Source organism: Pseudomonas sp. yb_9, assembly GCF_043103635.1.
GTDB classification, from domain to species: Bacteria; Pseudomonadota; Gammaproteobacteria; order Pseudomonadales; family Pseudomonadaceae; genus Aquipseudomonas; species Aquipseudomonas monteilii.
On record NZ_JBICKA010000097.1, the window covers coordinates 76,586 to 98,416 of the forward strand.

Here is a 21,831-nt window from a genome sequence, read left to right on the forward strand (position 1 = left end):
CACTCATCCATTACGCCCTGGAGCGCCCCATGACCCAGTCCCAATACCGCCCCGGCCCCGACGCCAACGGCCTGTTCGGCTCGTTCGGCGGCCGCTACGTGGCCGAAACCCTGATGCCACTGGTGCTGGACCTGGCCCGCGAATACGAAGCGGCCAAGGCAGACCCCAAGTTCCTCGAAGAGCTGGCCTACTTCCAGCGCGACTACATCGGCCGCCCGAACCCGCTGTACTTCGCCGAGCGCCTGACCGAACACTGTGGCGGCGCCAAGATCTTCTTCAAGCGTGAAGAGCTCAACCACACCGGCGCACACAAGGTGAACAACTGCATCGGTCAGGTGCTGCTGGCCAAGCGCATGGGCAAGAAGCGCCTGATCGCCGAAACCGGCGCCGGCATGCACGGCGTGGCCACCGCCACCGTCGCCGCCCGCTTCGGTCTACCTTGCGTGATCTACATGGGCGCCACCGACATCGAGCGCCAGCAGGCCAACGTGTTCCGCATGAAATTGCTGGGCGCCGAGATCGTCCCGGTCACGGCCGGCACCGGCACCCTGAAAGACGCCATGAACGAAGCCCTGCGCGACTGGGTCACCAACGTCGAAGACACCTTCTACCTGATCGGTACCGTGGCCGGCCCACACCCGTACCCGGCCATGGTCCGTGACTTCCAGTCGATCATCGGCAAGGAAACCCGCGCCCAGCTGCAAGAAAAAGAAGGCCGCCTGCCAGACAGCCTGGTTGCCTGCGTGGGGGGTGGTTCCAACGCCATGGGCCTGTTCCATGAATTCCTCGAAGAGCCAAGCGTGCAGATCATCGGCGTCGAAGCCGGTGGCCACGGCGTGCACACCGACAAGCACGCCGCCAGCCTGAACGGCGGTGTACCGGGCGTGCTGCACGGCAACCGCACCTACCTGCTGCAGGACGAAGACGGCCAGATCACCGACGCCCACTCGATTTCCGCAGGCCTGGACTACCCGGGCATCGGCCCTGAGCACGCCTACCTGCACGAAGTGAAGCGCGTCGAGTACGTCAGCATCACCGACGACGAAGCGCTGGATGCGTTCCACGCCACCTGCCGCCTAGAAGGCATCATCCCGGCCCTGGAAAGCTCCCACGCCCTGGCCGAAGCGATCAAGCGCGCACCGAAGCTGCCCAAGGACCACCTGATGGTCGTGTGCCTGTCGGGCCGCGGCGACAAAGACATGCAAACCGTCATGAACCACATGGCCGCCCAGGAGAAACAGGCATGAGCCGTCTTGAACAACGCTTCGCCGAACTGAAAGCCGAAGGCCGTTCGGCACTGGTCACCTTCGTCACCGCAGGCGACCCGGGCTACGACGCCTCGCTGCAGATCCTCAAGGGCCTGCCGGCCGCTGGCGCCGACGTGATCGAACTGGGCATGCCGTTCACCGACCCGATGGCCGACGGCGTGGCCATCCAGCTGGCCACCCTGCGCGCCCTGGAAGCTGGCCAGACGCTGGCCAAGACCCTGCAGATGGTTCGCGAATTCCGTGTGGATAACCACACCACGCCGATCGTGCTGATGGGCTACTACAACCCGATCCACCGCTTTGGCGTGGAAAAGTTCGTGGCTGAAGCCAAGCAAGCCGGGGTCGATGGCCTGATCATTGTCGACCTGCCGCCAGAGCATGATGCCGAATTGGCTACCCCGGCCCAGGCCGCCGGCATCGACTTCATCCGCCTGACCACCCCGACCACCGACGATGCGCGCCTGCCGCGCGTGCTGGAGCGCAGCTCCGGGTTCGTCTACTACGTGTCGGTGGCGGGTGTAACCGGTGCCGGCTCGGCGACCACCGAGCACGTGACCGAGGCCATTGCCCGCCTGCGTCGGCATACCGATTTGCCGATCAGCGTTGGTTTCGGCATTCGTACGCCGGAGCAGGCCGCGAACATCGCCCGCTTGGCGGATGGTGTGGTGGTGGGGTCGGCGCTGGTCGACAAAATTGCCCAGGCCACTAGTGCCGACCAGGCAGTGAATGATGTGTTGAGCTTGTGCTCGGCATTGGCAGAAGGCGTGCGCGCCGCTCGTCGCTAAACCGCATCGCCTTCTTCGCGGACAAGCCCGCTCCCACAGGGACTACACAGATGCTGAATTTTGTGGAGGACTTGTGGGAGCGGGCTTGCCGGCGATGAGGTCATCACAGGCAACTGAGATTTACCCACCAAAAATTGACAGATCCAAAGGCCGCACAGCCCCCATCCAGATCGCATGGTCCCGGTGATCCGCCAGCTCATCCCCGGTGAGCGGGTGCATGAACACCACCAACCCCTTGCGGTACAGCGCCAACCAAGGCAACACCACCCCGATAAATTCCGGCTCGAACGCCAGCTGGCAACTCCAGTCCGGGTGCGGCCCAACCGGCTTCTGGTGCATACGCCCCATGGTCACAGGGAACAGCCGCGCCGCCTCCTCACACAGCTCACGTGCCTGATCCATCGTTGCCGGGTCGTAATAAACATGTGCGTGGTAACCCTTGATTCTTTGCACGATAACTCCCGATTACACCGCCATCAGCCACTGCGCTCCTGCTCCAGCCAGCTGACGAACCGCTCGATCAACGCCCCGCGCCGCTTGCGCGGTGGCAAAACCAGAAAATAGCCCCGACTCGACGTCAGGCTCCCCTCTAATGGCCGACATAGCAAGCCTTGATCCACCAGGCCATCCACCAGGTGCCGCCAACCAATCGCCACACCCTGACCGGCAATCGCCGCCTGGATCAGCAAGGTGTAGTTGTCAAAGCGCAACTGCCCCGCAGGTGGCGGACTGGCCACGCCAAACCCGCGAAACACCCCCGCCCAATCAAACCAGCGGCTGGCCTGCTCGCCCTTCAAATGCAACAGGGGCAACTGTTGCAAAGCCACGGCTGAAAAGGGTTTTCCATGGGTCAGGCGGGGGCTGCACACCGGGAACACTTCCTCATCGAACAGCCAGCGGCTTTCGCCCTGGTGAAAGCGCCCATCGCCAAACAGCACCGCCACATCGATGTCCGGCCGCAACATGCCCTGGCTGCGCTCACCGGTCACCAGGCTCACATCCACCTGTGGATAAGCTTCGTGAAAGCGCTGCAACCGGGGCATCAGCCAAAACGCCGCAAAAGCAAAGTCGGTGGCCACCTGCAGCACTTCGCGCTGGCCACGCCCGCTGACTTGGGCAATGCCATCATCCATCGCCTGCAAACCCTGATGCACCTGCTCGAACAGCACCTGTCCGGCTTCGGTCAGCTCGATGCCCCGGTAGATCCGGTCGAACAGGCGCGTGCCCAACTGCGCTTCCAGGCGCTTAACCTGCTGGCTCACGGCCGGTTGTGTGGTACCCAGCTCCAGCGCGGCGGCAGTAAAGCTGCGCAGACGTGCTGCCGCCTCGAACACGCGCAAGGTATCCAGTGACAGCTCGGCGAGGTGCTCAAACATAAGCTTGGCTAATCCCAGTCATTGCCCGCCATGGGCTTTACCCATGTTAGCCACAGTCGCATCTTGGTAGGCAAGCGGTTCGCATAACCCTCAACGATGGAAGCCACCATGACACGCCCGAATATCCTGTTCATCATGGCCGACCAGATGGCCGCACCTTTGCTGCCGATCTACGCCCCTTCGCCCATCCAGATGCCGCACCTTAGCCGCCTGGCCGAGCAGGCGGTGGTGTTCGACTCGGCCTACTGCAACAGCCCGCTGTGCGCGCCGTCGCGCTTCACCCTGGTCAGCGGCCAGTTGCCCAGCCGCATAGGCGCCTACGACAACGCCGCCGACTTCCCCGCAGACGTGCCAACCTATGCCCATTACCTGCGCCGGCTGGGCTACCGCACGGCACTGTCGGGCAAGATGCACTTCTGCGGCCCGGACCAGCTGCACGGCTATGAAGAACGCCTTACCAGCGATATCTACCCCGCCGACTACGGCTGGGCAGTGAACTGGGACGACCCGGATGTGCGCCCCAGCTGGTACCACAACATGTCCTCGGTGCTGCAGGCTGGCCCATGCGTGCGCACCAACCAGCTGGATTTCGACGAAGAGGTGGTGTTCAAGGCGCGCCAGTACCTGTACGACCATGTGCGCGAGAGCGATGGCCGGCCGTTCTGCCTGACCGTGTCCATGACCCACCCGCACGACCCGTACACCATCCCCAAGCGCTACTGGGACCGCTACGAGGCTGTGGATATCCCCATGCCCCACGCCGGGTTCAGCCAGTCGGAACTCGACCCGCACTCTCAGCGCCTGCTCAAGGTCTACGACCTGTGGAACAAACCGCTGCCTGTGGAAAAGATCCGCGATGCCCGCCGCGCCTACTTTGGCGCCTGCAGCTACATCGACGACAACATCGGCCAGCTGCTGCAAACCCTGGAGGAATGCAACCTGGCAGACGATACCGTGATCGTGTTCTCCGGCGACCACGGCGACATGCTCGGCGAGCGGGGCCTCTGGTACAAAATGCACTGGTTCGAGATGTCGGCACGGGTGCCATTGCTGGTTCATGCGCCGAAGCGCTTCGCAGCAAGCCGGATCAGTGCCTCGGTTTCCACCTGCGACCTGTTGCCAACCCTGGTCGAACTCGCTGGCGGCGCTGTGGATAACCACCTGCACCTGGATGGCCGCTCGCTGGTAAACCACCTGCAAGGGCAGGGCGGCCACGACGAAGTGATCGGCGAATACATGGCCGAAGGCACCGTCGGCCCGCTGATGATGATCCGCCGTGGGCCGTACAAGTTCGTGTACAGCGAAGACGACCCATGCCTACTCTATGACCTGAGCCGCGACCCGCACGAGCGGGAGAACCTCACCGGCAGCCCGGACCACCAAGCGCTGCTGCAGGCATTGGTCGATGAAGCACAGCAGCGTTGGGATATCCCCAGCCTGCGCCAGCAGGTGCTGGCCAGCCAGCGCCGCCGCCGCCTGGTGGCCGAAGCGCTGGCCATCGGCAAGCTGAAAAGCTGGGACCACCAACCGCTGGTGGACGCCAGCCAACAGTACATGCGCAACCACATCGATCTCGACGACCTCGAGCGCAAGGCACGTTATCCACAGCCCGCACCCATGGATTGAGAAGAGAGGCCGCCATGCACACGTTCTCCACCGCCGTATTCGCCCTGGCCCTGGGCGCCGCCACGGCCCACGCCGCCGACAGCGACGCGCAATGCAGCACCGTGAAAATGGCCGACCCCGGCTGGAGCGATATCGCTTCGACCAATGCCGTGGCCCGCCTGTTACTGGAAAGCCTGGGCTATCAGGTGAAAATCGACAGCCTGGCCGTACCGATCATCTACGGTGGCCTGAAGGACGGCCGTGTCGACGCCTTCCTCGGCAACTGGATGCCGGCACAGCAAGGCTTCCATGACAAGTTCATCGCCAACGGCGATGTGCAGCAACTGTCGCGCAACCTGGAAGGCACCGAGTTCACCCTGGCCGTGCCCGACTATGTGTGGAATGCCGGGGTGAAAGACTTTGCCGACCTGCAGAAGCATGCCGACCAGTTCGACAAGAAGCTGTACGGCATTGGCTCCGGCGCACCGGCCAATCTGTCGCTGAAAGAAATCATCGACAAAAATGAATTCAACCTTGGCCAGTGGAAGCTGGTGGAGTCCAGCGAGCAGGCGATGCTGGCCCAAGTCGACCGGGCGGTGAAGAAACAGCAGTTCATTACCTTCCTCGGCTGGACACCGCACCCGATGAACGTGAAGCTGAAAATGCACTACCTGACCGGCGGGGAGAAGTGGTTCGGCAGCAAAGGCGAGGTGTATACGCTGACCCGCAAGGGTTATCTACAAGCCTGCCCGAATGCGGCGAAGCTGTTGGGTAACCTTAGGTTCACGCTGGACATGGAAAACAGCATCATGGCTGAGGTTGTGGACAAGAAGATCAGTTTTGATGAAGCAGCCAAGGGCTGGGTGAAGGCACATCCCGAGCTATTGAATGATTGGTTGGCTGGGGTAACCACAAAAAGTGGTGCCGATGCCCGCGAAGCAGTAATGACAAAGCTGTAAACCGATCCCTGTGGGAGCGGGTTCACCCGCGAATGCGATAGTGGAGCAACAGACGCATTCGCGGGTGAACCCGCTCCCACAGGGAGGACAGTGCACCTCTAGGAATCTGGGTAACCCATGCATCGCATCATCCACCTGCTGCCCTTCCTCACTTGGCTCCCCCGCCAATCGGGCCGCAGCCTGCGCCAGGACCTGCTGGTGGGCCTGAGCGGTGCCATCCTTGCCCTGCCGCAATCCATCGCCTACGCCCTGATCGCCGGCCTGCCCGCCGAATATGGCCTGTACGCCGCCATCGTGCCGGTGCTGATCGCTTGCTTATGGGGTTCATCCTGGCACCTGATCTGCGGCCCGACCGCTGCCATTTCCATCGTCCTCTACGCCAGCATCAGCCCGCTGGCCGTGGCGGGCAGCGCCGATTACATCACCCTGGTGCTGCTGCTGACGTTCCTCGGCGGCATCTTCCAGCTACTGCTGGGGCTTTTGCGGTTTGGCGCGCTGGTCAATTTCGTCTCCCATTCCGTCGTGCTCGGTTTCACGCTGGGTGCTGCCATCGTCATTGCCCTGGGTCAGATGCCCAACCTGCTGGGCATGGACTTGCCCAGCCAGGCTACTGCACTGAAGACCGTGCAGGATCTGGCCAGCCACGCCGGAGAAGTCGACCTGCCTTCACTGGTGCTTGGCCTGGCCACCGTGCTGCTCGGCGTGACCTTGAAACTCTGGCGCCCACGCTGGCCGAGCCTGTTGATAAGCCTGATCCTGGTCAGCCTGCTGGCGTGGCTGTTGCCGGGCTTCTTTGGCCATGTACCACGAGTAGCGGCCTTCACCGGGCAACTTCCCCCCTTTAGCCCGCTGCCCCTGCTGGACGTGGAACTGTTGCTGCGCCTGCTGCCCAGCGCCGTGGCAGTGGGCATGCTGGGGCTGGTCACCAGCCTGTCGATTGCCCGCTCTCTCTCGGCACGCTCAGAACAGCTGATCGACCCGGATCAGGAAATACGTGCGCAGGGCCTGTCGAACATCGCAGGGGCGTTTTTCTCCGGTTACCTTTCTGCCGGCTCCTTCACCCGCTCGGGCCTGAGCTATGAAGCGGGTGCCCGCTCGCCCATGGCCGGGGTGTTTTCGGCGCTGTGGGTAGCGTTGTTCGCCGTTACCGGCGCCGGGTTGATCGCACACCTGCCGATACCCGCCATGGCCGGCAGCATTTTGCTGATCTGTTGGGGGTTGGTGGACCATCGGGGGATTCGCGCGCTGTTCCGGGTCAGCCGCTCGGAGTTTCTGGTAATGGCACTGACGGCGGCGGCGACCTTGCTGCTGGAATTGCAGACGGCGATATATGCCGGGGTGCTGGCGTCGCTGTTCTTCTATCTGAAGCGCACGTCACGGCCACGGGTACAGCAGAGCCGTGAAGGTGATGCGGATGTATTGCGGGTGGGCGGGTCGATCTTCTTTGGTGCGGCGCATTACCTGCAGGTGCGCTTGCAGCGTTGCCAAGGGCCGCATGTGGTGATCGATGCGCGGCAGGTGAATTTTATCGATTACTCGGGTGTGGATATGTTGCACCGCGAGGCGCGGCGGTTGCGGCGGTTGGGCGGGAGTTTGACCCTGCACCGGGCCAGGCCGCAGGTGATCGAGGAATTGCAGAAGCTGGAAGGGGTGGCGTTGTGCCCGATACGGTTTGAAGAGTGAGGTTGGGTTGAGATCTTGGGGCCGCTTTGCGGCCCCGACAATCTCAGCCTCGAGCCAGTTGCCGGCGCAGTTCAGCCAAAACCGGCGCCGTATCCGGCCGAACCCCACGCCAGATAAAGAAGGCTTCAGCCGCCTGCTCCGCCAGCATCCCCAACCCATCCAGCACCTTGGCCGCACCCAGCTTGGTAGCCCATTGGCAAAACGGCGTCGGCTCCTTGCCATACATCATGTCGTAGCAAACCGTACGCCCCGCCTCGACCAGGCTATCCGCAATCGGCGGCAATTCACCGGCCAGGCTCGCCGAGGTGGCATTGATGATTACATCCACCGGCTCCTGCAACCAGGCAAACCCACTGGCCACTACCGGCCCCAGTTCATCGAACTCATGTGCCAGTTGCTCGGCTTTTTCCACGGTACGGTTGGCAATCACCAGCGACTGCGGCTGGTGCGCCAGTATCGGCTCCAGCACGCCACGCACGGCGCCACCGGCCCCCAGGATGAGAATGCGCTTACCGGCAAGCTCGACCCCGGCATTCACCGTCAAGTCGCGCACCAAGCCAGCGCCATCGGTATTGTCGCCCTGCAGGGTGCCATCAGCCAGCTTGATCAGCGTGTTCACTGCGCCAGCGCGCTGGGCACGCGGGGTCAGGCTGTCGCACAGGCGGTAGGCCTCTTCCTTGAACGGCACCGTGACGTTGCCGCCAATGCCTTGCTTGAAGAAGCCGCGCGCGCAATCGCTGAACTCGTCCAGTGGCGCCAGCAGGGTGGCGTATTCCAGGTCCTGGCCGGTCTGCTCGGCGAACAGGCGGTGGATCAGCGGCGACTTGCTGTGGCCGATGGGGTTACCGAAAACGACGTACTGGTCCATGGCGGCTCCTTGGTTGTCCACAGGCTTACTGGCCAAGCCAGTCGCGGTCTTGCAGGAAGTACTCGGTCAGGCGCGCTTCTTCGCTGCCGGGCGCAGCCTTCCAGTCGTAGCCCCAACGTACCTGCGGCGGCAGCGACATGAGGATGGACTCGGTACGGCCACCAGACTGCAGGCCGAACAGGGTGCCACGGTCGTAGACCAGGTTGAACTCCACGTAGCGACCGCGACGATATTCCTGAAACTCGCGCTGCTGCGGGGTGTAGGGCGTGTCCTTGCGGCGCTGGATGATCGGCAGATAGGCGTTGACGTAGGCATCGCCGATGGCGCGGATGAAGGCGAAGCAGGTGTCGAAATCCCACTCGTTCAAGTCATCAAAGAACAGCCCGCCAATGCCGCGTGGCTCACCCCGGTGCTTGAGGTGGAAGTAGCGGTCGCACCAGGCCTTGTAGCGCGGGTACACGTCGGCGCCGAACGGCGCGCAGGCCTGCTCGGCCACGCGGTGCCAGTGGATGCAGTCTTCTTCATTGCCGTAGTACGGGGTCAGGTCGAAGCCACCACCGAACCACCACACGGCTTCTTCACCTTCCTTTTCGGCGATAAAGAAGCGCACGTTGGCGTGAGAAGTGGGCACATGCGGGTTGTGCGGGTGAATCACCAGCGACACGCCCAAGGCCTCGAAGCCACGGCCCGCCAGCTCAGGGCGGTGGGCACTCGCCGAGGGCGGCAGACCCGCACCGAACACATGGGAGAAGTTGACCCCGCCTTTCTCGATCACCTTGCCGTCGCCGATCACCCGCGTGCGGCCCCCGCCACCGGCTTCGCGCACCCAGGCGTCCTCGACGAAGCGGGCGCCGCCGTCTTCAGCTTCGAGGGCAGAGCAGATGCGGTCTTGCAGGTCGAGCAGGTAGGCTTTCACGGCCTCGGTGCGGCTAGTCATCGGGTCACCAGGAACGGGCAGGGAAGAATTCGCCGCGTAGCATACCACCGCCAGCGCGCGCGCCGCAGTTGACGGCGATCAAGCAAAGGCGTCCGATAGAAGGCCTTTTCCCGATCCCGACGACAGGAGTGCGAGATGGCCAAGCGTATCCAGTTCAGCCAGCATGGCGGCCCGGAAGTGCTGCAGTTTGTGGAATTCGAACCCGCCCCACCGGGGCCGCAGCAGGTGCGCGTGCGTAACCATGCCATCGGCCTGAACTTCATCGATACCTACTTCCGCAGCGGGTTGTATGCGCCGCCGACCCTGCCTTCGGGCCTGGGCACCGAGGCCGCAGGTGTGGTCGAGGCCGTGGGCGAAGGCGTTACTCGGTTGAAGGTAGGGGATCGCGTGGCCCATGCCGGTGGCCCGCTGGGTGCGTACAGCGAGGTGCATACGCTGCCGGAGGCCAACCTGGTCAAGCTGCCCGACAGCATCAGCTTCGAGCAGGCAGCGGCGGTGATGCTCAAGGGTTTGACCGTGCAGTACCTGCTGAAGCAGACCTATGAGGTGAAGGCGGGTGACGTGATCCTGTTCCACGCGGCGGCTGGCGGTGTGGGTTCGCTGGCGTGCCAGTGGGCCAAGACCTTGGGTGCCAAGCTGATCGGAACCGTGAGTTCTGCCGAAAAGGCCGAGCGGGCCAAGGCGCTGGGGGCGTGGGAAACCATCGACTACAGCCGTGAAGATGTGGCCAAGCGCGTGCTGGAACTGACCGATGGCAAGAAATGCCCGGTGGTGTACGACGGCGTGGGCGCCGATACCTGGCTGACCTCGCTGGATTGCCTGCAACCGCGCGGGTTGATGGTGAGCTTCGGCAATGCCTCGGGCGCGGTGAGCGGGGTGAACCTGGGGATTTTGGCGCAGAAGGGCTCGCTGTATGTCACCCGGCCAACTCTGGCGAGCTATGCCAACAATGCCGAGAATACCCAGGCCATGGCTGATGACCTGTTTGCAATGATTGCGAGTGGCAAGCTGGTTGTGGATATCCAGCAGCGGTATCCGCTGAGTGAAGCGGCCAAAGCGCAGGCGGAGCTGTCGGCGCGCAGGACCGTGGGCTCGACTGTACTGATCCCCTGAGCCAGACACTTCACCCTGTGGGAGCAACTGTCTTGTACAAGACCTAAAAGCTGGCGCGATCATTGTGGGAGCGGGCGCGCCCGCTCCCACAGAGGCCCGAACCCACCCGCGAGCGCTGTGGATAGATTCAGCCCGGGCGCACCACTTCGCCAGTTGCCAGGTTACGAATCACACTCGGGTTCTTCCGCCCCCCCAGCGCGCCGCCCAGCACCATGTCCAGCTGGCCATGGAAATACTGCTCCACCCGCAACCGGGTCTTCGCCGCCGGGCGCCCGCCCGGGTTGCACGAGGTGGAAATCAGCGGCCCCACCAACGCGCACAGCTCACGCACCACCGGGTGATCACTGACCCGCAGCGCCACGGTGTCATGCTGCCCTGTCACCCACTCGGGCAACAGGTCCTGGTGCGGCACCAGCCAGGTGTTCGGCCCCGGCCAGGTGCTGCCCATGCGGTCGATCCAGTCTTCGGGGAAGTCCTCGAACAGGAAGTCGAACTGGCGGATGTTGTCGGCGATCAGGATCAGCCCTTTATCCACAGGCCGCGATTTCAGCGCCAGCAGGCGATACACCGCGTCCTCGTTCCACGGGTCGCAGCCCAGGCCCCAGACCGCTTCCGTCGGGTAGGCGATCACCGCGCCCGCCCGTACCTCACGTGCGGCTTGTTGCACACGAAAACTGCTCACCATTGCTGTCTCTCCGCCTATATACCTTGCTTGTGTGCAGTGTACTTAGCCCGCACGGGCAAACCAACGCCCGGCTTCATTGCTGACCCGGCCTTCCAGCTCCAGCTCGGTCAGTTGCACCAGCACTTCGGCCAGCGGCAGCTCGCTGCAATGCGCCAGGCTTTCGCTGGTTTGCGGCGCGGCATGCAGCAGGGCAAGCAGGGGATGGTCGAATTTGTCCACAATGGCGGGCGGCAGGTTTTGCCAACCCTGCAAGCTTTCCAGGATCTGATCCACGCTTTCCACCAGCAGCGCGCCATCACGGATCAACTGGTGGCAGCCCTTCGAACCCGGGTGGTGAATGGAGCCCGGTATCGCATACACCTCGCGGCTTTGCTCGGCCGCCAGGCGGGCGGTGATCAGCGAACCACTGGCCAGGCTGGCTTCGACCACCAGCACGCCCAGCGACAGCCCACTGATGATGCGATTGCGCCGCGGGAAGTTACCGGGCAATGGCCCGGCATTCAGCGGGTACTCGGAAACCAGTGCGCCGCCATGGTCGATCATCGCCTGTGCAAGCTCCAGGTGCCGCTGTGGATAAAGTTTTTGCAACCCCGTGCCAAGCACGCCAATCGTGCCCCCACCAGCCTGCAACGCAGCCCGATGAGCGGCACCATCGATACCCACAGCCAAGCCGCTGGTGATAGTAAAACCGGCCTGCGCCAGGTAGCGGGAAAATGCCGCAGCGGTGTCGAGCGCCGGTGGTGTGGCACGCCTGCTGCCCACAATGGCCAGCTGTGGACGTTCGAGCAACGCAGGTTCGCCAGCCACGAAAAGCAGCGGCGGCGCATCGTCGATTTCCGCCAACAATGCAGGGTAATCGGGGCCGTCCCACATCAGTAAATGCTGGCCAGGTCGCTCTAGCCAGGCCATTGCGGCCAGTGCGCCATCGCGCACTTCGGCACTGCGCCGCGCGTCGATGGTGATCTGTGGGATGCCCAGTGCACGCCAGGCCGAACCCGGTGCACTGAGTGCAGAGCAGGCACTGCCAAAGGCATCGAACAATATGCGAAAACGTCGCAGTCCCATCCCGGTAAGGCAGTGCAGGCGTAATCGTGCATCCAGTTCGGCAGGCGAACAGAGCGACGAATGGTGAATTGGCATAGGGATCATCCTTGATCGAAACAGGGCCATTTACGTGGCACAACCTGTGGATAACTCTGTGAGTAACACTTTGAAAAGCTGTCCATTGATTGAAGGCTATCAAGCCCATAAACACCCTAGACGAGCTTGCCAGGTGCCGAAATCCCCGTTTCCCTTTATTATGTGTGCTCAGTTTTCAACCGAACGCACAGTGACTGCCTGACCTTATGGCCATCTTGAACATTCTCGAATTCCCGGACCCGCGCCTGCGCACCATCGCCAAGCCGGTGACGGTGTTCGACGACGCCCTGCGTCAGCTGATCGACGACATGTTTGAAACCATGTACGAAGCCCCTGGCATCGGCCTGGCCGCCACCCAGGTGAACGTGCACCTGCAGGTCGTGGTCATGGATCTCAGCGAAGACCGCAGCGAGCCGCGCGTCTTCATCAACCCCACGGTCGAAGAGCTGACCCATGACATGGGCCAGTATCAGGAAGGCTGCCTGTCGGTACCGGGCTTCTACGAGAACGTCGACCGCCCGCTGCGCGTACGGGTCAAGGCCCAGGACCGCGACGGCAAGCCGTACGAGCTGGAATGCGAAGGCCTGCTGGCGGTGTGCGTGCAGCACGAATTCGATCACCTCAACGGCAAGCTGTTCGTTGACTACCTGTCGCAGCTCAAGCGCGACCGGATCAAGAAGAAGCTGGAAAAGCAGCACCGCCAGCAAGCCTGATCCCCACCTTCCAGAAGGCTTGCTCCGGCAAGCCTTTTTCTTTTTGAAGCGAGAACTCCATGCGCATCGTCTTTGCAGGCACTCCAGAGTTTGCCGCCGAACACCTCAAGGCCCTGCTCGACAGCCCGTACGAAATCGTGGCTGTCTACACCCAGCCAGACCGCCCTGCCGGCCGTGGCCAGAAGCTCATGCCAAGTGCGGTCAAGGCGCTGGCCGTGGCCCATGACATCCCGGTGTTCCAGCCACAGACACTGCGCAATGCCGAAGCGCAGGCTGAACTGGCCGCGCTCAAGCCAGACCTGATGGTGGTGGTCGCCTACGGCCTGATCCTGCCCCAGGTGGTGCTGGATATCCCGCGCCTGGGCTGCATCAATAGCCATGCCTCGCTGCTGCCACGCTGGCGCGGTGCCGCACCGATCCAGCGTGCCGTGGAAGCTGGCGACGCCGAGAGCGGTGTAACCGTGATGCGCATGGAAGCAGGCCTGGACACCGGCCCGATGCTGCTCAAGGTGGTGACCCCGATCAGCGCCGACGACACCGGCGGCACCTTGCACGACCGCCTGGCCGAAATGGGCCCGCCTGCCGTGGTACAGGCCATTGCCGGCCTGGCCGACGGCTCGCTGCAAGGCGAAGTGCAGGACGATGCCCTGGCTACCTACGCGCACAAGCTGAACAAGGACGAAGCCCGCATTGACTGGAGCCGCCCGGCTGTCGAACTGGAGCGCCTGATCCGCGCCTTCAACCCGTGGCCGGTGTGTCACAGCACCCTTGATGGCGAAAGCGTCAAAGTGCTGGCCGCCAACCTGTCCACCGGCAAGGGCGCCCCTGGCGAAATTCTGTCAGCCAGCAAGGACGGCCTGGTCGTCGCCTGCGGTGACCGGGCGCTGAGCCTCACCCGCCTGCAACTGCCCGGCGGCAAGGCGCTGAACTTCAGCGACCTGTTCAACAGCCGCCGCGAGAAGTTTGCCGCCGGCAAGGTGCTGGGCCAATGAACCCACGCCTCGCCGCCGCCCGTGCCCTTGCCGCTGTACTTAGCGGCAAGGCTTCGCTGAACAGCTCGCTGCCGGCGCAGCTGGACAAGGTCGACGAGCGCGACCGTGGCCTGACCCAGGACCTGGCGTTCGGCACCGCGCGCTGGCAGCCTCGCCTCGACCTGCTGGCCGCGCAACTGCTGCAAAAGCCGTTCAAGGCCGCCGATGCCGATGTGCAGGCGCTGCTGCTGGTCGGCCTGTATCAGTTGTTCTACACCCGTATTCCCGCCCACGCCGCCATCGGCGAAACCGTCGGCTGTGCCGACAAGCTGAAGAAGCCGTGGGCCAAAGGGCTGCTCAATGCCGTACTGCGCCGCGCCCAGCGCGAAGGCGAGGAGCTGTTGGCAAGCATGGAGCGCGACCCGGTGGTACGCACCGCCCACCCGCGCTGGCTGCAAAAGTCGCTGAAAGCGTTCTGGCCGGAGCAGTGGGAAGCCATCTGCGCCGCCAATAACGCCCACCCTCCGATGATTTTGCGGGTAAACCGCCGTCATCACAGCCGCGATGCCTACCTGGCATTGCTGACCGAGGCGGGCGTCAGCGCCAGTGCCTGCCAGTACAGCCGTGACGGCATCGTGCTGGCCGAAGCTTGCGACGTACGCGGCCTGCCAGGCTTCGCCGAAGGCTGGGTGAGCGTGCAGGACGAAGCTGCGCAGCTGTCCGCCGACCTGCTCGAACTGGCTCCCGGTCAGCGCGTGCTGGACGCCTGCTGCGCCCCGGGAGGCAAAACCTGCCACCTGCTCGAAGCCGAAGCCGGCCTGGCCCACGTAGTGGCCATCGACCTGGAAGCCAAGCGCCTGACCCGCGTACGCGAGAACCTTGACCGCCTGCAACTGGACGCCGAGCTGATCGCCTGCGATGCCCGTGACACCGCCAGCTGGTGGGACGGCAAGCCATTCCAGCGCATCCTTCTCGACGCCCCGTGCTCGGCCACTGGCGTGATCCGCCGCCACCCGGACATCAAGCTGACTCGCCAGGCCGACGACATTCCGGCCCTGGCTTCACTGCAAGGCGAGCTGCTGGATGCCCTGTGGCCGACCCTGGAAGTAGGCGGCATGCTGCTGTACGCCACCTGCTCCAGCCTGCCGACCGAGAACACCGAAGTGATCGACGCCTTCCTGGCCCGCACCCCGGGCGCCCGTGAGCTGGGCCTGGCCACCGAGGCCGGGCTGCGCCAGCCCCACGGTCGCCAGCTGCTGGCCCAGGAAGGCGGCCACGACGGTTTCTACTATGCCAAGCTGATCAAGATCGCCGCCTCGCGCGGATAAGAACAAAAGGTAGGGAGTAGCGGATGAAGATCATCATCCTCGGCGCAGGCCAGGTAGGCGGTACGCTGGCAGAGCACCTGGCCAGCGAAGCCAACGACATCACCGTGGTCGACACCGATGGCGACCGCCTGCGCGACCTGGGCGACCGCCTGGACATCCGCACCGTGCAAGGCCGCGGCTCGCTGCCGACGGTGCTGCGCCAGGCCGGTGCTGACGATGCCGACATGCTGGTAGCGGTGACCAACAGCGATGAAACCAACATGGTCGCCTGTCAGGTAGCCTATTCGCTGTTCCACACCCCGACCAAGATCGCCCGTGTACGCGAGTCGGCCTACCTCACCCGCGAAGAGCTGTTCGACAACGACCATATCCCGGTCGACGTGCTGATCAGCCCTGAGCAGGTGGTGACCAACTACATCAAGCGCCTGATCGAACACCCGGGCTCGCTGCAGGTGATCGACTTCGCCGAAGGCAAGGCCCAGCTGGTGGCGGTAAAGGCTTACTACGGTGGCCCGCTGGTCGGCCAGCAACTGCGCCAGATTCGTGCCCACATGCCGAACGTCGATACCCGCGTGGCAGCCATCTTCCGCCGCGACCGGCCGATCACCCCACGGGGCGACACGGTAATCGAAGCCGACGACGAAGTGTTCTTCATTGCCGCGAAGAAGGACATCCGCGCCGTGATGGGCGAGCTGCGCCGCATCGACGAAACCAACAAGCGCATTGTCATCGCCGGGGGCGGGCAGATCGGCGAACGCTTGGCCGAGGCCATCGAAAGCCGCTACCAGGTGAAGATCATCGAGATGAGCCCCGCCCGTTGCCGGCACCTCTCCGATACCCTGGAAAGCACTGTGGTGCTGCAGGGCAGCGCTTCGGACAAGGACCTGATGCTCGAAGAGAACATCGCCGACGCCGATATTTTCCTGGCGCTGACCAACGACGACGAAGCCAACATCATGTCGTCGCTGCTGGCCAAGCGCCTGGGCGCGGGCAAAGTGATGACCATCATCAACAACCCGGCCTATGTCGACCTGGTGCAGGGCGGCGATATCGACATTGCCATCAGCCCGCAGCTGGCCACCATCGGCACCCTGCTGGCGCACGTGCGCCGTGGCGACATTGTCAGCGTGCACTCGCTGCGCCGTGGCGCGGCCGAGGCCATCGAAGCGGTGGCTCACGGGGATTCGAAGTCAAGCAAGGTGGTGGGCAAAGCCATCGAAGACATCGCCCTGCCACCGGGTACCACCATTGGCGCAATCATTCGTGACGAAGAAGTAATGATTGCCCACGACGACACCATGATCGAGTCGGGTGACCATGTGATCCTGTTCGTTGTGGATAAAAAGCATATTCGGGATGTGGAGAAGCTGTTCCACGTCGGCTTGAGTTTCTTCTAGGAGAAGAAGGCATGCGCGAATCGCTGGAGAAGATGCTGGCCAAGGGTGTGGATAACCCGCTGCTGAGGTTTGGCCTGGGCAAGGCCTGGCTGGATGAAGGCAACGGCGCTGAAGCGGCGGAGCACCTAGCCCGGTGTGTTGAGCAGGATCCGAAGTACTCCGCAGCCTGGAAGCTGCTGGGCAAGGCGTATCAGTTGCAGGGCGACCTGACGGCGGCGCGCAAGGCCTGGGAGGAGGGGATCGAGGCAGCGCTGGCCCATGGGGACAAGCAGGCCGAGAAAGAGATGGCCGTGTTTCTGAAGAAGCTCAACAAAGTCTGAAATTACCGGGGCGGCTTTGCCGCCCATCGCAGCGGTTCGTTGCCACGACAAGCCAGCTCCCACAGGGACCGAGTGGGAGCTGGCTTGCCTGCGAATGGGGCGCGAAGCGCCCCGAAAATCTCAGTACCAGCGCGGCTCGCCCGCCGGGCGCTTCTTGAAGCGCTTCATGCTCCACATGTACTGGCTCGGGTACTCGCGCACATAACGCTCGACCACCTTGCTCATTGCCGCGGCCGACACGTTCACGTCGGTGCTGTACATCTCTTCTGGCGCAGCTTCCAGGAACACTTTGAAGCCCGAGCCATCCGGCAGCCGCAGCGCATGCAGGAACACCCCCACCGCCTTGCCACCGGCCAGCATGTTCGGCACGAACTTGCTGGTCAGCGCCTGGGTGCCGAGGAACGGTACGAACACCCCCGCCGATTCCGCTGGCTCCGGGTCGGCAGGAATACCCACCTGGCCACCCCGGCGCACTTCCTTGATCACGCTGAGAATGCCTTCCTTGGTCGAAGGCGCCACGCGGTTGCCCATCTGCACGCGCTGCTCGCGCAGCAGGTCATCCACTGCCTTGAGCTTGGGTGGGCGGTAGAAGATGATCGGTTTGCACTGGTTGCAGTAGAAGTGGTTCAACACCTCCCAGTTGCCCAGGTGGCTGGTGATACCCACCACACCCTTGCCCGAGGCCAAAGCCTGTTCCAGCACTTCCAGTCCATGCACTTCCTTGACCAGCTCCAGCGAACGCTGCGGCGGCCAGATCCAGGCACAGGCACTTTCGACAAAGGACTTACCAATATCCCGTAGCGCCTGGCCGACCAGTTGCTCACGGGCAACCGGGTCCATCTCCGGGAAACACTTGGCCAGGTTGATGCGCACCACGTTGCGCGAACTGTTGGGGATCTTCCACATCAGCCAGCCAATACCCGCGCCGACGCGCTGCACAGCACCCCAGGGCAGCTTGGCAAACAGGCGCAGCACCCCGACCATCAGGGCGCCCTTGAACTTTTCCACAGGCGAATTCCTTATTTCAGCAAGGCGCGCATTGTAACCCCTCAGCGCAGCAAGGCGGCGTAGCGATCGCAATCGGTGGTGTGGTCCATGACCATGCCGGTAGCTTGCATGAAGGCGTAGCAGATGGTCGGGCCGACGAACGTGAAGCCGGCTTTCTGCAGGGCCTTGCTCATGGCCTTGGCTTCATCGGTGACCGCCGGCACATCGCTACGGCCCGCGAAATGGTTGACCTTCGGCTCCCCGCCAACGAACGACCATAACCAATCGGCGGGGTTATCCACAGCCAGCCAGGCCTGCGCGTTGCGCCGGGCGGCCTTGAGTTTGAGCCGGTTGCGGATGATGCCGGCATCCTGCATCAGTTCTTCGATACGTTCGTCGCTCATGGCGGCCAACTGCACAGGGTCGAAGCCGTACATCACCTCGCGATAACGCGCGCGTTTGCGCAAAACAGTGATCCACGAAAGCCCCGCCTGGAACCCTTCGAGCAAAAGCATCTCGAAGAGCAACGCCGGGTCGCGCTGTGGCGTTCCCCATTCCTGGTCATGGTAGGCCTGGTACAACGGATCGTCGGTACACCAAAAGCAGCGTGGCATAAGGCTCCAATGAGTAGAGGGCGAGGCGAATCAGGTTATACTCCCGCTCTTTACATCCGCATCCCCAGATACAGGTGAATTTCGTGAGCCAGCCTACGCCAGCCGTGCGTACCTTCCAAGACCTGATCCTCGCCCTGCAAAACTACTGGGCAGCTCAAGGTTGTGTGGTGCTTCAGCCCTACGATATGGAAGTAGGCGCCGGCACTTTCCACACCGCTACATTCCTGCGCGCCGTGGGTCCAGAAACCTGGAACGCCGCCTATGTGCAGCCTAGCCGTCGCCCTGCCGACGGGCGGTATGGCGAAAACCCCAACCGCCTGCAGCACTACTACCAGTTCCAGGTGGTGCTCAAGCCGAACCCGGCCAACTTCCAGGAGCTTTACCTCGGCTCGCTGAAAGCCATCGGCCTGGACCCGCTGGTGCACGACATCCGCTTCGTCGAAGACAACTGGGAATCGCCAACCCTCGGCGCCTGGGGCCTGGGCTGGGAAATCTGGCTGAACGGCATGGAAGTGACCCAGTTCACCTACTTCCAGCAGGTAGGCGGCATCGAGTGCTACCCGGTCACCGGTGAAATCACCTACGGGCTGGAGCGCCTGGCCATGTATATCCAGGGCGTCGACTCGGTGTACGACCTAGTGTGGGCCGACGGCCCGTTCGGCAAGGTCACCTATGGCGACGTGTTCCACCAGAACGAAGTGGAGCAGTCGACCTACAACTTCGAACACGCCAACGTCGACAAGCTGTTCGAACTGTTCGACTTCTACGAAAGCGAAGCGAACCGCCTGATCAAGCTGGAGCTGCCGCTGCCGACCTACGAAATGGTCCTGAAGGCCTCGCACACCTTCAACCTGCTGGACGCCCGCCGCGCCATCTCGGTTACCGAGCGCCAGCGTTACATCCTGCGTGTACGTACCCTGGCCCGGGACGTGGCGCAAAGCTATCTGCAAGCCCGCGCACGCCTGGGCTTCCCGATGGCCACCCCTGAACTGCGTGACGAAGTGTTGGCTAAGCTGGAGGCTGCACAATGAGTGCTCAAGATTTCCTGGTAGAACTGGGCACCGAAGAGCTGCCACCGAAAGCCCTCGCCAGCCTCGGCGAAGCCTTCCTGGCCGGTATCGAGAAGGGCCTGCAAGCTGCTGGCCTGAACTACACCGGCAAGCAGGTGTATGCCGCACCGCGTCGCCTGGCCGTGCTGATTCGCCAGCTGGATGTGCAGCAGCCTGACCGCAGCATCAACATCGACGGCCCGCCCCTGCAGGCTGCTTTCAAAGACGGCGAGCCGACCCAGGCTGCCCTGGGCTTCGCCAAGAAGTGTGGCGTGGAACTGGCCGAAATCGACCAAAGCGGCCCCAAGCTGCGCTTCTCCCAGCACATCCCGGGCAAGGCCACTGCCGGTCTGCTGCCAACCATCGTCGAAGATTCGCTCAACGACCTGCCAATCCCCAAGCGCATGCGCTGGGCGGCCAGCCGTGAAGAGTTCGTGCGCCCAACGCAATGGCTGGTGATGCTGCTGGGCGACCAGGTGGTCGACTGCACCATCCTGTCGCAGAAGGCCGGCCGTGAATCCCGTGGTCACCGCTTCCACCACCCGGAGAACGTGGTCATCACCACCCCGGCCAACTACGTCGAAGACCTGCGCAAAGCCTACGTGCTGGCCGACTTCGCCGAGCGGCGCGAGCTGATCAGCAAGCGTACCGCCGAGCTGGCCATGCAGCAGGAAGGCACTGCCATCGTGCCACCGGCGCTGCTGGACGAAGTGACTGCCCTGGTCGAGTGGCCGGTGCCGCTGGTGTGCTCGTTCGAGGAGCGCTTCCTCGAAGTGCCGCAGGAAGCCCTGATCACCACCATGCAGGACAACCAGAAGTACTTCTGCCTGCTGGACAGCGAAGGCAAGCTGCTGCCGCGCTTCATCACCGTGGCCAACGTTGAAAGCCGCGACCCGAAGCAGATCGTGCAGGGCAACGAGAAGGTCGTGCGCCCACGCCTGACCGACGCCGAGTTCTTCTTCAAGCAAGACAAGAAACAGCCGCTGGAAACCTTCAACGAGCGCCTCAAGAACGTGGTGTTCCAGGCCCAGCTGGGCACTGTATACGACAAAGCCGAGCGCGTCTCCAAACTGGCCGCCTTCATCGCCCCGCTGATCGGCGGCGACGCCCAGCGCGCCGGCCGTGCCGGCCTGCTGTCCAAGTGCGACCTGGCCACCGAGATGGTTGGCGAATTCCCTGAAATGCAGGGTGTTGCCGGTTACTACTACGCGCTCAACGACGGTGAGCCGGAAGATGTGGCCCTGGCCCTGAACGAGCAGTACATGCCGCGCGGTGCTGGCGCCGAGCTGCCGCAGACCCTTACCGGGGCTGCCGTGGCCATCGCCGACAAGCTCGATACCCTGGTGGGTATCTTCGGCATCGGCATGCTGCCAACCGGCAGCAAAGACCCGTACGCCCTGCGCCGTGCTGCCTTGGGCGTGCTGCGTATCCTGATCGAGAAGCAGCTGGACCTGAACCTGACCGGCGCGGTCGAGTTCGCGGTCAAGCAGTTCGGTGCCAAGGTCAAAGCTGCCGGCTTGTCGGAGCAGGTGCTGGAGTTCATCTTCGACCGCCTGCGTGCACGTTACGAAGACGAAGGCATCGACGTGGCCACCTACCTGTCGGTGCGTGCCCTGCAGCCAGGCTCTGCCCTGGACTTCGACCAGCGCGTACAGGCCGTGCAGGCCTTCCGCAAGCTGCCGGAAGCCGAAGCCCTGGCCGCGGTGAACAAGCGTGTGTCGAACCTGCTGAGCAAGGCCGAAGGCGCCATCGCCGAACAGGTCGAGCCCAAGTACTTCGACAATGCCAACGAGTTCTCCCTGTACTCGGCCATTCAGCAGGCCGACCAGGCCGTGCAACCGATGGCTGCTGCACGCCAGTACAGCGAATCGCTGGCCCGCCTGGCGGCCCTGCGTGACCCGGTGGACGCCTTCTTCGAGGCGGTGATGGTCAACGCCGAAGACGCCAAGGTACGCGCCAACCGTTATGCCCTGCTCAGCCGCCTGCGCGGTCTGTTCCTGGGCGTGGCCGACATTTCGCTGCTGGGGTAAGCC

General features: G+C 63.4%; 21 protein-coding genes. 13 read left to right on the forward strand and 8 right to left on the reverse strand.

Annotated elements, in window-relative coordinates; translation table 11 throughout:
- The first annotated feature begins 29 nt into the window (after positions 1–29).
- Together trpB and trpA are read left to right on the forward strand one after the other, a co-directional pair.
- Positions 30–1,247: a tryptophan synthase subunit beta gene (trpB, locus tag ACF8MI_RS24260; protein WP_015268451.1), complete on the forward strand. Its 1,218-nt coding sequence runs from the start codon at positions 30–32 to the stop codon at positions 1,245–1,247.
- Positions 1,244–2,053, forward strand: a complete 810-nt coding sequence (gene trpA / locus ACF8MI_RS24265; protein ID WP_060499851.1) for a tryptophan synthase subunit alpha — start codon at positions 1,244–1,246, stop codon at positions 2,051–2,053. Before trpB ends, trpA begins: the two co-directional genes overlap by 4 nt.
- 120 nt (positions 2,054–2,173) lie before the next feature.
- On the opposite strand, the gene ACF8MI_RS24270 is transcribed toward trpA, so the two are convergent.
- On the reverse strand, positions 2,174–2,506 hold the full coding sequence (locus tag ACF8MI_RS24270; protein ID WP_392517929.1) for a DOPA 4,5-dioxygenase family protein: 333 nt from the start codon (positions 2,504–2,506) through the stop codon (positions 2,174–2,176).
- Between the two features lie 23 nt (positions 2,507–2,529).
- Positions 2,530–3,429, reverse strand: a complete 900-nt coding sequence (locus tag ACF8MI_RS24275) for a choline sulfate utilization transcriptional regulator (protein ID WP_164523997.1) — start codon at positions 3,427–3,429, stop codon at positions 2,530–2,532.
- A gap of 108 nt (positions 3,430–3,537) precedes the next feature.
- On the opposite strand from ACF8MI_RS24275, the gene betC reads away from it, so the two are divergent.
- The 3 genes from betC (at position 3,538) to ACF8MI_RS24290 (ending at position 7,676) form a co-directional block, all read left to right on the forward strand.
- Positions 3,538–5,055, forward strand: coding sequence for a choline-sulfatase (gene betC, locus ACF8MI_RS24280; protein WP_104833663.1), 1,518 nt, complete (start codon positions 3,538–3,540; stop codon positions 5,053–5,055).
- Between the two features lie 14 nt (positions 5,056–5,069).
- A complete protein-coding gene (choX, locus tag ACF8MI_RS24285) occupies positions 5,070–5,993 on the forward strand; it encodes a choline ABC transporter substrate-binding protein (RefSeq protein WP_200928921.1) in 924 nt (307 codons plus the stop codon).
- Between the two features lie 117 nt (positions 5,994–6,110).
- Entirely contained in the window at positions 6,111–7,676 is a 1,566-nt protein-coding gene (locus ACF8MI_RS24290) for a SulP family inorganic anion transporter (RefSeq protein ID WP_060499856.1), read from the forward strand.
- A gap of 43 nt (positions 7,677–7,719) precedes the next feature.
- Here ACF8MI_RS24290 and aroE read toward each other — a convergent pair whose 3' ends face one another.
- Positions 7,720–8,544, reverse strand: a complete 825-nt coding sequence (aroE, locus tag ACF8MI_RS24295) for a shikimate dehydrogenase (protein ID WP_200928920.1) — start codon at positions 8,542–8,544, stop codon at positions 7,720–7,722.
- Between the two features lie 25 nt (positions 8,545–8,569).
- Positions 8,570–9,481: an oxygen-dependent coproporphyrinogen oxidase gene (gene hemF, locus ACF8MI_RS24300; RefSeq protein ID WP_019098072.1), complete on the reverse strand. Its 912-nt coding sequence runs from the start codon at positions 9,479–9,481 to the stop codon at positions 8,570–8,572.
- A gap of 135 nt (positions 9,482–9,616) precedes the next feature.
- Between hemF and ACF8MI_RS24305 the strand changes: the two genes are divergently transcribed.
- A complete protein-coding gene (locus ACF8MI_RS24305; protein WP_200928919.1) occupies positions 9,617–10,594 on the forward strand; it encodes an NADPH:quinone reductase in 978 nt (325 codons plus the stop codon).
- A gap of 127 nt (positions 10,595–10,721) precedes the next feature.
- Here ACF8MI_RS24305 and ACF8MI_RS24310 read toward each other — a convergent pair whose 3' ends face one another.
- The gene (locus tag ACF8MI_RS24310) at positions 10,722–11,279 is read right to left on the reverse strand and encodes an L-threonylcarbamoyladenylate synthase (protein WP_060499858.1); all 558 of its coding nucleotides are present in this window, start codon (positions 11,277–11,279) and stop codon (positions 10,722–10,724) included.
- Positions 11,280–11,321: 42 nt separating this feature from the next.
- Positions 11,322–12,419, reverse strand: coding sequence for a DNA-processing protein DprA (gene dprA / locus ACF8MI_RS24315; protein WP_200928918.1), 1,098 nt, complete (start codon positions 12,417–12,419; stop codon positions 11,322–11,324).
- Between the two features lie 206 nt (positions 12,420–12,625).
- Between dprA and def the strand changes: the two genes are divergently transcribed.
- From def to ACF8MI_RS24340, 5 genes are read left to right on the forward strand one after another with little or no spacing between them, the layout of a single operon-like run.
- Entirely contained in the window at positions 12,626–13,132 is a 507-nt protein-coding gene (def, locus tag ACF8MI_RS24320; RefSeq protein ID WP_016712797.1) for a peptide deformylase, read from the forward strand.
- 59 nt (positions 13,133–13,191) lie between these two features.
- The gene (fmt, locus tag ACF8MI_RS24325) at positions 13,192–14,124 is read left to right on the forward strand and encodes a methionyl-tRNA formyltransferase (RefSeq protein ID WP_060499861.1); all 933 of its coding nucleotides are present in this window, start codon (positions 13,192–13,194) and stop codon (positions 14,122–14,124) included.
- Positions 14,121–15,431 (forward strand): 16S rRNA (cytosine(967)-C(5))-methyltransferase RsmB, encoded by a 1,311-nt coding sequence (gene rsmB / locus ACF8MI_RS24330; RefSeq protein ID WP_200928917.1) that lies wholly within the window; start codon positions 14,121–14,123, stop codon positions 15,429–15,431. Before fmt ends, rsmB begins: the two co-directional genes overlap by 4 nt.
- A gap of 23 nt (positions 15,432–15,454) precedes the next feature.
- Complete coding sequence (gene trkA / locus ACF8MI_RS24335) at positions 15,455–16,828, forward strand: Trk system potassium transporter TrkA (protein ID WP_016712794.1); 1,374 nt, start codon at positions 15,455–15,457, stop codon at positions 16,826–16,828.
- An 11-nt stretch (positions 16,829–16,839) separates the two neighbouring features.
- Positions 16,840–17,148, forward strand: a complete 309-nt coding sequence (locus ACF8MI_RS24340; RefSeq protein WP_060499863.1) for a tetratricopeptide repeat protein — start codon at positions 16,840–16,842, stop codon at positions 17,146–17,148.
- A 120-nt stretch (positions 17,149–17,268) separates the two neighbouring features.
- Here the strand turns inward: ACF8MI_RS24340 and ACF8MI_RS24345 are convergent, their stop codons facing one another.
- Entirely contained in the window at positions 17,269–18,156 is an 888-nt protein-coding gene (locus ACF8MI_RS24345) for a lysophospholipid acyltransferase (protein WP_003253121.1), read from the reverse strand.
- Between the two features lie 41 nt (positions 18,157–18,197).
- The gene (locus tag ACF8MI_RS24350) at positions 18,198–18,749 is read right to left on the reverse strand and encodes a DNA-3-methyladenine glycosylase I (protein WP_060499864.1); all 552 of its coding nucleotides are present in this window, start codon (positions 18,747–18,749) and stop codon (positions 18,198–18,200) included.
- 83 nt (positions 18,750–18,832) lie between these two features.
- Here ACF8MI_RS24350 and glyQ point away from each other — a divergent pair, with 83 nt between their 5' ends.
- Together glyQ and glyS are read left to right on the forward strand one after the other, a co-directional pair.
- Positions 18,833–19,780: a glycine--tRNA ligase subunit alpha gene (gene glyQ / locus ACF8MI_RS24355; RefSeq protein ID WP_003253126.1), complete on the forward strand. Its 948-nt coding sequence runs from the start codon at positions 18,833–18,835 to the stop codon at positions 19,778–19,780.
- A complete protein-coding gene (gene glyS / locus ACF8MI_RS24360) occupies positions 19,777–21,828 on the forward strand; it encodes a glycine--tRNA ligase subunit beta (RefSeq protein WP_016712790.1) in 2,052 nt (683 codons plus the stop codon). The genes glyQ and glyS overlap by 4 nt, the downstream gene beginning before the upstream one ends.
- Positions 21,829–21,831: the final 3 nt, after the last annotated feature.

Excerpts from the sequence above, each read along its gene's own strand:
- trpB (WP_015268451.1), top strand. The coding sequence starts at position 30 with ATGACCCAGTCCCAATACCGCCCCGGCCCCGACGCCAACGGCCTGTTC.
- trpA (WP_060499851.1), top strand. The coding sequence starts at position 1,244 with ATGAGCCGTCTTGAACAACGCTTCGCCGAACTGAAAGCCGAAGGCCGT.
- ACF8MI_RS24275 (WP_164523997.1), bottom strand. The coding sequence starts at position 3,429 with ATGTTTGAGCACCTCGCCGAGCTGTCACTGGATACCTTGCGCGTGTTC.
- betC (WP_104833663.1), top strand. The coding sequence starts at position 3,538 with ATGACACGCCCGAATATCCTGTTCATCATGGCCGACCAGATGGCCGCA.
- choX (WP_200928921.1), top strand. The coding sequence starts at position 5,070 with ATGCACACGTTCTCCACCGCCGTATTCGCCCTGGCCCTGGGCGCCGCC.
- ACF8MI_RS24290 (WP_060499856.1), top strand. The coding sequence starts at position 6,111 with ATGCATCGCATCATCCACCTGCTGCCCTTCCTCACTTGGCTCCCCCGC.
- aroE (WP_200928920.1), bottom strand. The coding sequence starts at position 8,544 with ATGGACCAGTACGTCGTTTTCGGTAACCCCATCGGCCACAGCAAGTCG.
- hemF (WP_019098072.1), bottom strand. The coding sequence starts at position 9,481 with ATGACTAGCCGCACCGAGGCCGTGAAAGCCTACCTGCTCGACCTGCAA.
- ACF8MI_RS24305 (WP_200928919.1), top strand. The coding sequence starts at position 9,617 with ATGGCCAAGCGTATCCAGTTCAGCCAGCATGGCGGCCCGGAAGTGCTG.
- ACF8MI_RS24310 (WP_060499858.1), bottom strand. The coding sequence starts at position 11,279 with ATGGTGAGCAGTTTTCGTGTGCAACAAGCCGCACGTGAGGTACGGGCG.
- dprA (WP_200928918.1), bottom strand. The coding sequence starts at position 12,419 with ATGCCAATTCACCATTCGTCGCTCTGTTCGCCTGCCGAACTGGATGCA.
- def (WP_016712797.1), top strand. The coding sequence starts at position 12,626 with ATGGCCATCTTGAACATTCTCGAATTCCCGGACCCGCGCCTGCGCACC.
- fmt (WP_060499861.1), top strand. The coding sequence starts at position 13,192 with ATGCGCATCGTCTTTGCAGGCACTCCAGAGTTTGCCGCCGAACACCTC.
- rsmB (WP_200928917.1), top strand. The coding sequence starts at position 14,121 with ATGAACCCACGCCTCGCCGCCGCCCGTGCCCTTGCCGCTGTACTTAGC.
- trkA (WP_016712794.1), top strand. The coding sequence starts at position 15,455 with ATGAAGATCATCATCCTCGGCGCAGGCCAGGTAGGCGGTACGCTGGCA.
- ACF8MI_RS24340 (WP_060499863.1), top strand. The coding sequence starts at position 16,840 with ATGCGCGAATCGCTGGAGAAGATGCTGGCCAAGGGTGTGGATAACCCG.
- ACF8MI_RS24350 (WP_060499864.1), bottom strand. The coding sequence starts at position 18,749 with ATGCCACGCTGCTTTTGGTGTACCGACGATCCGTTGTACCAGGCCTAC.
- glyS (WP_016712790.1), top strand. The coding sequence starts at position 19,777 with ATGAGTGCTCAAGATTTCCTGGTAGAACTGGGCACCGAAGAGCTGCCA.